Origin of the sequence: Paenibacillus sp. sptzw28, assembly GCF_019550795.1 — a bacterium.
Classification (GTDB): domain Bacteria; phylum Bacillota; class Bacilli; order Paenibacillales; family Paenibacillaceae; genus Paenibacillus_Z.
Window position 1 is genome coordinate 1,737,511 of sequence record NZ_CP080545.1, and the last position, 12,176, is coordinate 1,749,686.

General features: G+C 52.1%; 13 protein-coding genes and 1 other annotated feature. Of the genes, 11 read left to right on the top strand and 2 right to left on the bottom strand.

What is annotated here, in order from left to right:
• Positions 1-101: 101 nt before the first annotated feature.
• From KZ483_RS07845 to rplT, 4 genes are all read left to right on the top strand, one after another.
• Positions 102-1,340 (top strand): glycosyltransferase family 2 protein, encoded by a 1,239-nt coding sequence (locus KZ483_RS07845; protein ID WP_220352108.1) that lies wholly within the window; start codon positions 102-104, stop codon positions 1,338-1,340.
• 79 nt (positions 1,341-1,419) lie between these two features.
• Positions 1,420-1,582: a sequence feature (ribosomal protein L20 leader region), on the top strand.
• Positions 1,583-1,616: 34 nt separating this feature from the next.
• Positions 1,617-2,132, top strand: coding sequence for a translation initiation factor IF-3 (gene infC, locus KZ483_RS07850; RefSeq protein WP_397376191.1), 516 nt, complete (start codon positions 1,617-1,619; stop codon positions 2,130-2,132).
• 27 nt (positions 2,133-2,159) lie between these two features.
• Positions 2,160-2,360 carry a 50S ribosomal protein L35 gene (gene rpmI, locus KZ483_RS07855; protein WP_220352109.1) on the top strand — a complete coding sequence of 67 codons (201 nt, stop codon included), beginning with the start codon at positions 2,160-2,162 and terminating at the stop codon, positions 2,358-2,360.
• A 39-nt stretch (positions 2,361-2,399) separates the two neighbouring features.
• The gene (rplT, locus tag KZ483_RS07860; protein ID WP_220352110.1) at positions 2,400-2,759 is read left to right on the top strand and encodes a 50S ribosomal protein L20; all 360 of its coding nucleotides are present in this window, start codon (positions 2,400-2,402) and stop codon (positions 2,757-2,759) included.
• A gap of 194 nt (positions 2,760-2,953) precedes the next feature.
• Here the strand turns inward: rplT and KZ483_RS07865 are convergent, their stop codons facing one another.
• Complete coding sequence (locus KZ483_RS07865) at positions 2,954-3,043, bottom strand: putative holin-like toxin (protein ID WP_220352111.1); 90 nt, start codon at positions 3,041-3,043, stop codon at positions 2,954-2,956.
• Positions 3,044-3,334: 291 nt separating this feature from the next.
• On the opposite strand from KZ483_RS07865, the gene KZ483_RS07870 reads away from it, so the two are divergent.
• On the top strand, positions 3,335-3,622 hold the full coding sequence (locus tag KZ483_RS07870; RefSeq protein WP_220352112.1) for a hypothetical protein: 288 nt from the start codon (positions 3,335-3,337) through the stop codon (positions 3,620-3,622).
• 26 nt (positions 3,623-3,648) lie between these two features.
• Here KZ483_RS07870 and KZ483_RS07875 read toward each other — a convergent pair whose 3' ends face one another.
• Positions 3,649-4,104, bottom strand: coding sequence for a GNAT family N-acetyltransferase (locus tag KZ483_RS07875; protein ID WP_220352113.1), 456 nt, complete (start codon positions 4,102-4,104; stop codon positions 3,649-3,651).
• A 661-nt stretch (positions 4,105-4,765) separates the two neighbouring features.
• Between KZ483_RS07875 and ilvB the strand changes: the two genes are divergently transcribed.
• The 6 genes from ilvB (at position 4,766) to KZ483_RS07905 (ending at position 12,058) form a co-directional block, all read left to right on the top strand.
• Positions 4,766-6,511, top strand: coding sequence for a biosynthetic-type acetolactate synthase large subunit (ilvB, locus tag KZ483_RS07880; RefSeq protein ID WP_220352114.1), 1,746 nt, complete (start codon positions 4,766-4,768; stop codon positions 6,509-6,511).
• Positions 6,508-6,993 carry an acetolactate synthase small subunit gene (gene ilvN / locus KZ483_RS07885; RefSeq protein WP_220352115.1) on the top strand — a complete coding sequence of 162 codons (486 nt, stop codon included), beginning with the start codon at positions 6,508-6,510 and terminating at the stop codon, positions 6,991-6,993. Before ilvB ends, ilvN begins: the two co-directional genes overlap by 4 nt.
• A 159-nt stretch (positions 6,994-7,152) precedes the next feature.
• On the top strand, positions 7,153-8,145 hold the full coding sequence (gene ilvC / locus KZ483_RS07890) for a ketol-acid reductoisomerase (protein ID WP_220352116.1): 993 nt from the start codon (positions 7,153-7,155) through the stop codon (positions 8,143-8,145).
• 150 nt (positions 8,146-8,295) lie between these two features.
• Positions 8,296-9,840, top strand: coding sequence for a 2-isopropylmalate synthase (locus KZ483_RS07895; RefSeq protein ID WP_220352117.1), 1,545 nt, complete (start codon positions 8,296-8,298; stop codon positions 9,838-9,840).
• Positions 9,841-10,040: 200 nt separating this feature from the next.
• Positions 10,041-11,402: a sensor histidine kinase gene (locus KZ483_RS07900; RefSeq protein ID WP_220352118.1), complete on the top strand. Its 1,362-nt coding sequence runs from the start codon at positions 10,041-10,043 to the stop codon at positions 11,400-11,402.
• Positions 11,399-12,058, top strand: coding sequence for a response regulator (locus KZ483_RS07905; RefSeq protein ID WP_220352119.1), 660 nt, complete (start codon positions 11,399-11,401; stop codon positions 12,056-12,058). The genes KZ483_RS07900 and KZ483_RS07905 overlap by 4 nt, the downstream gene beginning before the upstream one ends.
• Positions 12,059-12,176: the final 118 nt, after the last annotated feature.

The window sequence follows — 12,176 nt, forward strand, 5'->3', positions numbered from 1 at the left end:
TTATGGCTGCGGAAAAATAGAAAGAAAAGATCCGCTTCCGTAACACGACAAACAGACTAGAGAGAATATGAAAATGGGGTCTCAAGGGGGCAGTATCGTAAATGGTCAACACAATTCTGATTATGTTTCAAATTTTTTTGGCTTTCGTCGGTGTTTATCAGTTCAGCATCTCCCTTTTCGGTATCGTCAGGAAACGCAAGCTTTTAAATCACAAACCGCAAAAGTCGTTCGCCGTCCTTGTCGCCGCCCACAACGAAGAGAAAGTGGTCGGGGCGCTAATTGAGAACCTTAAGAAGCTCGATTATCCGAAAGAACTTTACGATATTTTCGTTATTTGCGACAACTGTACGGACGGAACGGCGGATATCGCCCGCAGCTACGGCGTCCAGGCTTGCGAGAGAAAGAACCCTCATCTGCGCGGCAAAGGCCACGCAATCGAATGGATGCTCAAGGAATTATGGGCATTGCCGCGCCAATACGACGCGATCGTCATGTTTGATGCGGATAACCTGGTGGGCAACGATTTTCTCATTCACATGAACAATGATTTGTGCGAAGGCCATAAGGTGATTCAAGGCTATCTGGATACGAAGAATCCGTCGGATTCGTGGGTAACCGCATCGTACGCCATTACTTACTGGTACTGCAACCGTTTGTGGCAGCTCTCCCGCAGAAATTTGAAAATGGCCAATTTCCTTGGTGGGACGGGCATGTGCTTCGAATCCGGCCTGCTCAAAGAAATGGGCTGGGGTGCGACCAGTCTGGTCGAGGATCTGGAGTTCTCGATGCGCTGTATCCAGCGCGGAATCCATCCTGTGCTTAATTACGAGGCGAAGGTTTATGACGAGAAGCCGCTCAGCTTTAAAGCTTCCTCCCGTCAGCGTCTTCGCTGGATGCAGGGTCATTTCACGGTAGCGCGTCACTATTTTTTCCCGCTGCTGTGGGCAAGCATCAAAGAACGCAGCTTCGTCAAATTCGATGCCGCTTTATACTCGATTTCGGTCTACAACACTTTTTTCGGTTTTATCGTAACCTCGTTAATCTGGATGGATAACATTATTCCAGCCGATAACGTCTTTACATCGATTTATTACTACATGCCGAACTGGGTGGCTGGAGTCGCTATCAGCTTGTCGCTCATTATGTTCCCGCTTGTTATGATCCTGGAAGGCGTCAAATCGTGGAAGATGTATGCGCATCTGTTTTCAATGGTTATCTTCCAGCTGTCATGGCTGCCGATTACGTTCTATGCGTTCTTTACGCAAAACAACAAGCAGTGGAGCCACACGCAGCACACGCGCGTTCTTCGTTTGGAAGAAGTACAGAGTAAACAGGTGTAGCGCCGATATCATTTTTGCGGTTGACATCGGCAGTAATGCTATGCTATATTCACTTAGTAACACATTTTGTAATGTGTTTGCGCAAAAGCAGAGGCACCCGCTTCTCACCTGTTCGGTATCTGGCCGACTGGTCGCGATCGATGATTGACTTAGGCTGCAACGCTTTATTGCGATGATTGAAATGCCTACAATCTTGGTTAATGGAATGCGGGTCCGTCGAGGATCCGCATTTTTTTATTTTTTATAAGCTACGCAAAATCATGGAGGTGGCAGGTTATTAGCAGGGAACATCAGATTAACGATGAGATCCGGGCAAGGGAAGTGCGCGTGGTCGGTGCAGAAGGCGAGCAGATCGGGATTAAACCTTTTCGCGAAGCGCTCCAAATGGCAATCGATTTGAACATGGACCTGGTGAACGTTGCACCGACAGCAAAACCGCCGGTGTGCCGGATTATGGATTACGGCAAATTCCGTTACGAAACGCAGAAGAAAGAGAAAGAAGCCCGCAAGAATCAGAAAATCGTGGACACCAAGGAAGTCTGGTTCCGCGCCAACATTGACGAGAACGACTACCAAACGAAGTTCCGCAATGTTGTGAAGTTTCTGAATGAGGGCGATAAAGTCAAATGTTCCGTCCGTTTTCGCGGACGTGAAATTACGCATGCCGCAGTCGGACAACGCATTCTTGACCGGCTTGCGAAGGAAGTTGCCGAAATGTGTGTCATGGAGCGTATGCCGAAGCTTGAAGGCCGCAGCATGATCATGATATTGGCTCCGAAAACCACCAACTAACGAACATTCTTTGAGGAGGATCACCATATGCCTAAAATGAAAACGCACAGCAGTCTGAAAGACCGCTTCAAAATTACCGGTACCGGTAAAGTTAAACGTTATAAAGCGTACCGCAACCACTTGCTCTCCGGTAAATCAGCTCGTCAAAAGCGCGTACTGGCTACTCAGCCGCTTATGGCTCCGGGCGATGTTAAGCGCCTGAAGCAAGGCCTTGCAAACATAAAATAACAGCAATAAGCATAAATAACATTCGGGAGGTTTCTACTCATGGCAAGAGTTAAAGGCGGATTCGTCCGCGCACGTCGTCGTAAAAGAATTTTGAAGCTCGCAAAGGGCTACTTCGGTTCCAAACACCGCCTGTTTAAAACAGCAAAAGAGCAAGTGATGAAATCACTGCTCTACGCATACCGCGACCGCCGTCAACGGAAACGCGACTTCCGCAAGCTGTGGATCGTCCGTATCAATGCGGCTGCCCGTCAAAACGGCCTGTCCTACAGCAAATTCATGTTTGGCTTGAAACAAGCCGGCGTTGAAGTGAACCGCAAAATGCTCGCTGACCTGGCGGTTAACGACATTAATGCGTTCAACTCGCTTGCAGGTCTTGCGAAAGAGAAAGTAAACGCGTAATTACGCGTTCCACCAGGCGCCTTCCGTTTGCGGAAGGCGTTTTTTTGTTGTCTGCCCATCGCTGTCATGTTATGATGAACCTAAAGATTCGGAGCCGGACCTTACGGCCGGCTCCGTACACAACGTCTGCCGGTTTTGCGTGAGGCAGATGTTAAACGGATAGGGAGTAGACCGGAGTCCTGCCCAAGGACGGTCTACTTCTTTTTTTTATGCGAGAACGAGAGAATGAGGATGACAAGCGTTGCGAATCCGATCATGAGCGATAAACTCTGATAGACCTCCAAGCGGCTTCACCTCCTTTGGATCAGGATAGAGGGATCTGCCCGCCGCCGTGCCGGTTGATACCGTTGTGTATCCAAAGTATACCAAGGCTCGTTCAACAAAACAAGAACATTTGTTCGTAAATAATTCGTGCCATTGACCTATCTTTGGAACCTGCAAGGACAAAGGTACAGTCGAAATATGGTCGCCGGGAATAGGTTATAGGACAACTAAGTTGAGCTTCTGCGGCGAATATCCTGTCGCTGGCAGGAGGTTAATTGTACAGCTTCGCACAACTTTGAGGAGGGAATTACATGCAGCGCGTCTCCAAAGAGCAAGTTGATAAGCTCATCGGAAAAACAGTTTACGCGGTCCGCAAGGACGGCTCCATCAGAACCGGTAAGCTTGTACGTCTTCATCAAAACAAGCTGTACCTTCGTCCCGTGGGCAAGGACAAAGGCAAAAAGGTCAGCACGAAAGCGATTCTGCCTCTTGTGCTGTTTGATTTATTGGCCATCGGCACGCTCCCATACGCCGGCGGTTTCGGCTATGGTTACCCCGGTGCTTATGGCCCGTACGGTTACGACAACTTCTTCTATTAAGTCGGGCGACCATAACCAGTATCGGATTAATACGTTTTCTTAAGATTTTTGACCAATTCATAACAGCGTAACTCCGGGTAATAACCGATTGTTTCGTATCCGAGCCGCGAATAAAGACGATGTGCTCTTGGATTCCCTTGATCTACGAACAATCGGGCAACGCTGCATTTCTGCGAAAGGCCGTAGGCTTCGCCCTGCGCCATGAGCATCGTGCCGATCTGCCTGCCGCGATGCCGCGGATGCACAGCGAGCATGTCGTACAGGAGTGTATCGCCTTGTGTATAAAGGTGGATAAATCCAAGCGGCGTGCTCGTCTTCGTTCGCGAGGCGACGAAGGTAACACCGCCGCGCAGCCGCTTAGACAGGTCACGGATGGTTTGGGCGTCGCGGGGAGAAGCTGTGTAAGAGAGCGGTATAAGCTCTTTTCTAATTAGACGAATGATTTCGGTGTCGTCCGTTCGCGCATTTCTTGGCCGAATCATCGGATCACCCTTCTTCCTGGCGGATATGATTATAATCCATGTTTGTGGATATTACTAAGTATCCTATGTGAGAGACGCCGAGCATGCGCCGAAGCAGAATATACTTTACATAATTTATTGATCAGTACCCGCAATCTGAACTCTTGACGAAAGGGATGTCAAAGCATATAATTATGTCTATGCAAGATGAAACGGCTCACGTCACACTCACATCAAAGTGCGGATTAATCCGACACACGGATCTGTGAAGTCCAGGCGGAGATGCAGTTTCATTCACTCGTTTCTTATAAATTATCTGCTATGAAGAGGACGAAGTGTTAAGGGCTCTTTTGCTCAGAGAGCAGACGGATTTGCTGCAACCGTCGCCAAAAACCCTTTTCAACGAGCTCACCTCGGAGCTGTTTCCCTGAAAAGACCGTCTCAAATGGCGTCAATCGCCGTATGGAGAGGCTCGTATTAGGGGAAATCGTAAGGCACACGTTAATGTGCCAAGGTATGAACGATAAGCGTGCACGCCGTTCTTACCTATTGAGGTTATTTGCTGCGAGGCGAATGACAAACCTGGGTGGTACCACGGAAGTTTAACCTTTCGTCCCTAGACGCTGTTAAAGCGTCAGGGCGCGAAAGGTTTTTTTGTTTTTCTAGAGAGGAGGACGACTTGATGGTCGCTCAAAATGCAACGCTAAGGTCAAAAGAAGAATTGATGGAAAAAATGAGTAAGCCGGAGGTTATTACCGGTTCGGAAATGCTGCTTCGCAGCTTGGTGCTTGAAGGCGTGGATTGCGTATTCGGCTATCCCGGCGGGGCTGTGTTATTCATCTATGACGCAATGCACGGTTTCTCGGATTTCCACCATCTGCTGACCCGCCACGAGCAAGGCGCCATTCATGCCGCCGACGGCTATGCGCGGGCAAGCGGTAAAGTCGGCGTATGTATCGCTACGTCCGGCCCGGGAGCCACAAACCTTGTCACAGGAATTGCAACCGCATATATGGACTCGGTGCCGCTCGTCGTCATTACAGGCAACGTAGCCACCAATTTTATCGGAACGGATGCCTTCCAAGAAGCGGACATTACCGGCATTACGATGCCGATTACAAAACATAGCTATCTGGTGCGCAGCGTCGAGGATTTGCCGCGCATTATTCACGAAGCGTTCCATATTGCGGGCACAGGCCGCAAAGGCCCGGTGCTCATCGACATTCCGAAGGATGTGTCGTCACATAAGGCGCTTTTCAAGCCGGTTAACGAAGTGAGTATCAGGGGATATAATCCGACGGTTACGGCAAAAAAACCTCAGGTAGACAAGATGCTCAAAGCGATTGAGGAAGCGGAGCGTCCGGTCATTCTTGCCGGCGGCGGCGTTGTATACTCCGGCGGCCACGAAGAGCTGTTCGAGTTCGTTACGAAAGCGGGAATCCCGATTACGACGACACTGCTCGGACTTGGCGCATTCCCGAGCGGCCATGACTTGTGGGTCGGCATGCCGGGCATGCACGGGACATATACGGCCAACAAAGCTATTCAAGGAGCGGATCTGCTCATTAATATCGGCGCCCGGTTCGACGATCGCGTGACGATGAAGCTTGACGGGTTCGCGCCAAAAGCGAAAATCGTCCACATCGATATCGATCCGGCGGAAATCGGCAAGAACGTGCCGACAGCCATACCGATTGTCGGCGACATTAAGACGGTACTCCAGCAGGCGAATAAAGCGGTCAAGTTTGCAGCCAAAGCTGATGTATGGCGGGCTCAAGTAGCGGAATGGAAGCAGGAGAAGCCGCTTAGCTACGTCGACTCCAATGTGGAGCTCAAGCCTCAGTGGGTCATTGAAATGATTCATGAAACGACCAAAGGCGAAGCGATCGTGACGACGGACGTCGGCCAGCATCAAATGTGGGCCGCTCAGTATTACCGCTTCAACCAGCCACGCTCCTGGATTACATCCGGCGGTCTGGGAACGATGGGCTTCGGATTCCCGTCCGCTATCGGGGCGCAAATGGCGCATCCTGACAGGCTCGTCGTTTCGATTAACGGCGACGGGGGCATGCAAATGTGCGCGCAGGAGCTTGCCGTCTGTGCAATCAATAACATTCCGGTCAAGGTTGCGATCATAAACAACCAAGTGCTCGGCATGGTCCGCCAGTGGCAGGAGATCATTCACAACAACCGTTTCAGCCATATAGACCTTGCGGGAAGCCCCGACTTTGTCAAACTGTCTGAAGCGTATGGCGTGAAAGCTTTCCGCGCGGCCAATAAGGAAGAGGCGCGGGATGCCTGGATCGCGGCGATGAACCATCCGGGTCCGGCTGTTGTCGAGTTTGTCGTCCGCAGGGACGAGAATGTGTATCCGATGGTTACGGCAGGATCCACAATCGATGAGATGTTAATGGGGGATGCGGAATGAAGAAACACACGATTGCCGTTCTCGTTAATGACCAGCCCGGCGTTCTGCAGCGCGTATCCGGCTTGTTCGGACGCCGCGGCTTTAACATTGAAAGCATCACCGTCGGGACAAGTGAGGAAGCCGGCTTGTCCCGGATGGTTATCGTCACCTCAGGCGACGACAGATTGCTGGAGCAAGTGACGAAACAACTGTACAAGCTGATTGACGTCATCAAAGTTATCGACCTGAGCGCCCGCCCGATGGTCGGACGCGAGCTTGCGCTCATTAAGGTCAATGCGGAACCGGCGGCCCGTCCGGAAATTCTCGGCGTCGTCGAGACGTTCCGCGCAGCGGTCGTCGATATCGGCACGAACACGCTCATGGTTCAAGTCGTCGGCGATACGGAGAAGATCGATGCGATGGTCGAGCTGATGCAGCCATACGGGATTCGCGAGCTGTCGCGCACGGGAGTAACCGCCATGATTCGCGGCAATGCAGGATAACAACTACCGTGCCGGTTATCGCCGGCATCGGCGCACTTATTAGATTCACCGCCCGGTTTGGGCGGGAGTTAAAGCGGGGGAGATCGGACCGCAGAGTTCGAGCGTCCCTCCTTTAACACCCGCTCAAAAGGGTTAAATTAAAGGAGGCATTATTATCTAATGGCAGTTACATTGTATTATGAAAAAGATGCGGACCAAAGCGTTCTGCAAGGTAAAACAATCGCAGTAATCGGATACGGCAGCCAGGGCCATGCGCAGGCTCAAAACCTTCGCGACAGCGGACTGAAAGTTGTTATCGGTCTTCGTGCGGGTAAATCCGCTGAAAAAGCGAAAAACGACGGCTTCGAGGTATTGTCCGTTGCGGAAGCGACGAAAGTTGCCGACGTCGTACAAATCCTTATGCCTGACGAAACTCAAGCCCGCGTGTACAACGAAGAAATCGCACCGAACCTTAAAAAAGGCGCGGCACTGATGTTCTCCCACGGTTTTAACGTACATTTCGGACAAATCAAACCTAACAAAGATACGGACGTTCTTCTTGTCGCTCCGAAATCGCCGGGCCACATGGTTCGCCGTACTTATGTCGAAGGTTTTGGCGTTCCTGGACTTATCGCAATCGAGCAGGATGCAACGGGTAATGCGAAGGCAATCGGCCTTGCATACGCGAAAGGTATCGGCTGCACACGTGCAGGCGTTATCGAAACTTCCTTCCGCGAAGAAACGGAAACCGACCTGTTCGGCGAGCAAGCGGTACTTTGCGGCGGCGCTACCGCTCTGGTTAAAGCAGGATTCGAAACACTTGTAGAAGCCGGCTACGCTCCGGAAATGGCTTACTTCGAGTGTCTGCACGAACTGAAGCTGATCGTTGACCTTATGTATGAAGGCGGTCTCGCTACAATGCGCGATTCGATCTCCAATACCGCTGAGTATGGCGACTATGTGACTGGACCTCGCATTGTTACTGACGAAACGAAGAAAGCGATGAAAGCGGTCCTCGAGGATATCCAGGCAGGCCGTTTCGCACGCGACTTCATCCTGGAGAACCAATCCAACAATGCATTCATGACGGCCACCCGTCGGAACGAAGCCGCTCACCCGATCGAAGTGGTAGGCGGACAGCTTCGTGAATTAATGCACTGGATCAAGAAGTAATCCCTGTCATGCATGCCGGATATCCGGCATACAAACTTATATCAAGGTTGTAAGTAATCCGGATTTCCGGGCCGGCCGCCGCGTCACCTTCGGGTATCGCGGTGGCCGTCTCGCCATCTAAGGATGATTCTGTTCGTGGAGGTGCAAGCAATGCGCAAGATATATATTTTTGATACGACGCTTCGCGACGGTGAACAATCTCCGGGCGTCAACCTGAATACCAAAGAGAAGGTCGAGATCGCTTATCAGCTGGAGAAGCTTGGCGTCGATAGAATTGAAGCAGGCTTTCCTGCCGCATCCCCTGGCGATCTTGCGGCTGTCAATGCAGTTGCGCGGGCTGTGAAGAATGCCACGGTCATCGGGCTTTCCCGTTCCCGCGAACAGGACATCGACGCCGCACGTGAAGCGTTGAAGGATGCACAGGATCCTTGTCTCCATCTGTTTCTGGCGACATCCCCGATTCACCGGAAGCATAAGCTCCGTATGGAGAAGGAGCAGGTGCTGGAGACAGCGGAGAAGGCGATCCGTTATGCGAAGCGGTATTTTAGCAAAATAGAATTTTCACCGGAAGACGCCGGACGGACTGAGCTCGATTTCCTGTGCGAAGTAACGGCGATGGCGATCCGCGCGGGTGCCACGGTTGTTAATATTCCGGACACGGTCGGTTATATGAACCCGTCCGAATTCGGTCATATTTTCAAAACGCTGAAATCCGAAGTGCCGGGCATTGAAAAAATCCAACTCAGCGCGCACTGTCACGATGATTTGGGAATGGCGACGGCTAACGCGCTTGCGGCCATTCTGAACGGCGCCGACCAAATTGAAGGCACGATCAACGGCATTGGGGAGCGGGCCGGCAATACCGCTATCGAGGAAGTGGCGATGGCCTTAGCGACGCGGGCCGATTTCTTCCAGGCGAAGACATCGCTGACGCTGACCGAAATCGCCAAGACGAGCCGCCTTGTCAGCAAGCTTACGGGCATGGTGGTGCCGGGCAACAAAGCGATTGTCGGGGCTAATGCTTTTGCACATGAGTCGGGTATCCATCAGGATGGTATGCTGAAGGAGAAAACGACGTATGAGATCATATCTCCGGATACGATCGGGCTGAAAGAATCCAAGCTGGTGCTTGGCAAGCACTCCGGGCGTCACGCGTTCCGTGAGAAGCTGATCGACCTCGGCTATGAGCTGGACGATGAATCGGTCAATTCCGCATTCGCGAAGTTCAAGGATCTGGCTGATAAGAAGAAAGACGTCAGCGACGAGGATATCCGAGCCTTGTTAGAGGAGAAACTCATTGATACGCCGGAAGTATTCACGCTTGAGACGATTCAAGTGAGCTACGGTAATCAATCCGTGCCAAGCGCTGTGGTTCGCATCAGTATAGCCGAAAGCGGCATTCGGGAGCAGAAGGCGGAAGGCAACGGTTCCGTTGACGCGATCTACAATGCGATTGATGCGGTAACCGGCGAAGTCGTCGAGCTTGAGGACTACTCCATCAAATCCGTCACACACGGTAAGGATGCGCTTGGCGAAGTGCATGTGGTGCTTGGTCAGGACGGAATATCCGCACAGGGTCGAGGCCTCAGCACCGACATCTTGGAAGCAAGCGCCCGTGCATATATCGATGCGCTGAACCGTCTTATCGATAAGCGCAAATCGCCGGGACGCCGCGATAAAATGAGCTTGATTTAAATTTGTGCTCACCGCTCTGTATGCCGGACTTGGATTGGCGGCGCGCACGGAACAAAACGCTCCATCTTCTTCCTGAGCGGGAGGAGATAGAGCGTTTTTTTTTTGTGAATATAAATCTACTTGTCTTTATTATATCTCCTGGCCTATACTCCCATGCTATAATAAGAGTAATAATACACACCCGAGAGGATCATGAGCGGATGTTATTTGTTTGGATAGCGCTGTGGACCGTTTCCGTGCTGCTGCTGGCTGCAAACTGCAGAAATACGGTCGGGCGATGGCTGAGCCTCGTCGCTTTCTGCGGGGGAACCGGTGCGCTCGCACCCGTAATTGAAGGCTGGATCGCAGCCATGACGGAAACGGGGCGGATTGACGCCGGGCGCGAGCATCTGCTGCGCATTCTGCAGCGGGGCTGTTCTTGGGCAAGCTACTACGGATTGCCTTATGGCTTTGTCTGTTTCGCCGCCGCTTATAATTCGGGAGCGCTGCGGGGCAACGTCGCACGATTGCTGCCGCTGGCCGCCGCAATACCTCCGGTCGTGATGCTGGCGGTTCCGGTCGCGGAGAATACGCCTGTCCATTTTGAAATTCTCGCTATTTGGGCGATACCGTATATGATCGTTGGGGCGGGGCTGCTGGCCCTTAAGCGGAGTCTCCATCCGGCCGACCGCCGTGCTCATGCAGTGCTTATGGCGGCGGTTCTTCCGGCTGTCCTTATCGCCCTCACGATGAATTATGTGCTGCCTCTCTTTGGCTTGTACGGAATGTGGCGCTACAACGTGTGGCCGATCGCTTTTGCATTTATCGTCTTCATCGTCGCATTGTTCAAATTCGGGTTTCTCGGCGTCCAGCTGCTTATAGAGCGGCGACAGCTGGATTTCTCGCTGCGCGCGATCACGAGCGGTACCGCCATGTTGAATCATGCGATTAAGAACGATATCGGCAAAATCAAGCTGTTCAGCGATAAAATCAAACGCGAGGCCGGTGCCGGTCAGGAGCTGCTTGAAGATATCCGCGTCATTGCCACAGCTGCAGCCCACATCGAGGAGATGATTCGCAGCGTGCATGAGCGGACGCAGGAGCTTCAATTGATGCCCCGTGAGATCGCGCTGGCAGAGCTTGTGCGTGACCAGCTCGCTGCCCTGAAACCACAGCTGGACGAGCGCATCATACTTGATGCGCAGTACGACGAACAGGCCGCGGCATTCGCCGACCCTGCACAAACCTCCGAAGCCGTGAACAACGTACTGCAGAATGCTGTGGAGGCTATGCCGCACGGCGGTGAGCTCGGCGTCAAGGTATTCGGGGGCAAACGGGGTGCGACGATTGAGGTCAGCGACACTGGCAGCGGAATTGATAAAGGTCAGCTGCACAAGGTGATGCAGCCGTTCTATACGACGAAGGGCGGCAAATCGATGAATTTCGGTCTTGGTCTTGCTTTCTGCTATCAGTTGATGAATCGGCAGGGGGGCGAGCTCAAGGTGCGCAGTGACTATGGAAAGGGAACGGTTGTCTCGTTTCATTTTCCAACGGTAAAACGGACAAAAGGAGCCAAAGGATGAGCGGCGAGCTTATACGGGTAATGGTTGTGGAGGATGACCCCGACTGGCGGAGGGGGCTTACGTCTTATATAAACGGGCAGCCGGACATGCGCATTGTTGCGGAGACCGATGAGCCTGAGAAAGCGGCAGCATTGTCAGGTGAAACAGCGCCTGACGTTATTTTGCTCGATATTATGCTCGCTGACCATCCGGAAGGACTGCGTCTCGCAGGAGAGCTGTCGGCAGCTTCGCATGCCCGCATAGTGATGCTCACTTCGATGGAGGATAAAGCTTTTGTCGCGGAAGCTTTTCGTGCAGGGGCCGTCAATTATCTCGTTAAGTCCGACTTCCTGGCCATCCCGGATGCGGTTCGTAAAGCAGCCGCAGACCGGTCTGCCATCGATTCTTCCGCCGCCAGACAGATGCTGGAGGAGTTCCGCCGCCTGAAGAAGCTCGAACGCGAATATGAAGTGGATAAGTTCAAGCGGCAGGTGACACCGTCGGAGCTGCAGCTTCTCTCGATGATACATGAAGGTTATAGTCAGTCGCAAATAGCTGAGAAGTCCTTTCTGTCAGTGCGGACGGTTAAAAACCATGTAAACAATATTTTGCGCAAGCTGGGCGGTAAAAGCAGCAAGGATGCGGCCCGGAAGGCGAAAGATATGGGTTTATTCTAATCGCCGGGTTTAGGCCTATATCTGCAACCTATAGAAGTCATAGCTTTCATATCTTTGTCTTAAACCCGGAAATATGGTACAACTGAACATAGACTGAGAATCATAATCAAATGACCGT

What these genes read in the sequence shown, in the direction of transcription:
- KZ483_RS07845 (WP_220352108.1), top strand. Translation starts at nt 102, where the DNA reads ATGGTCAACACAATTCTGATTATGTTTCAAATTTTTTTGGCTTTCGTC.
- rpmI (WP_220352109.1), top strand. Translation starts at nt 2,160, where the DNA reads ATGCCTAAAATGAAAACGCACAGCAGTCTGAAAGACCGCTTCAAAATT.
- rplT (WP_220352110.1), top strand. Translation starts at nt 2,400, where the DNA reads ATGGCAAGAGTTAAAGGCGGATTCGTCCGCGCACGTCGTCGTAAAAGA.
- KZ483_RS07870 (WP_220352112.1), top strand. Translation starts at nt 3,335, where the DNA reads ATGCAGCGCGTCTCCAAAGAGCAAGTTGATAAGCTCATCGGAAAAACA.
- KZ483_RS07875 (WP_220352113.1), bottom strand. Translation starts at nt 4,104, where the DNA reads ATGATTCGGCCAAGAAATGCGCGAACGGACGACACCGAAATCATTCGT.
- ilvB (WP_220352114.1), top strand. Translation starts at nt 4,766, where the DNA reads ATGGTCGCTCAAAATGCAACGCTAAGGTCAAAAGAAGAATTGATGGAA.
- ilvN (WP_220352115.1), top strand. Translation starts at nt 6,508, where the DNA reads ATGAAGAAACACACGATTGCCGTTCTCGTTAATGACCAGCCCGGCGTT.
- ilvC (WP_220352116.1), top strand. Translation starts at nt 7,153, where the DNA reads ATGGCAGTTACATTGTATTATGAAAAAGATGCGGACCAAAGCGTTCTG.
- KZ483_RS07895 (WP_220352117.1), top strand. Translation starts at nt 8,296, where the DNA reads ATGCGCAAGATATATATTTTTGATACGACGCTTCGCGACGGTGAACAA.
- KZ483_RS07900 (WP_220352118.1), top strand. Translation starts at nt 10,041, where the DNA reads ATGTTATTTGTTTGGATAGCGCTGTGGACCGTTTCCGTGCTGCTGCTG.
- KZ483_RS07905 (WP_220352119.1), top strand. Translation starts at nt 11,399, where the DNA reads ATGAGCGGCGAGCTTATACGGGTAATGGTTGTGGAGGATGACCCCGAC.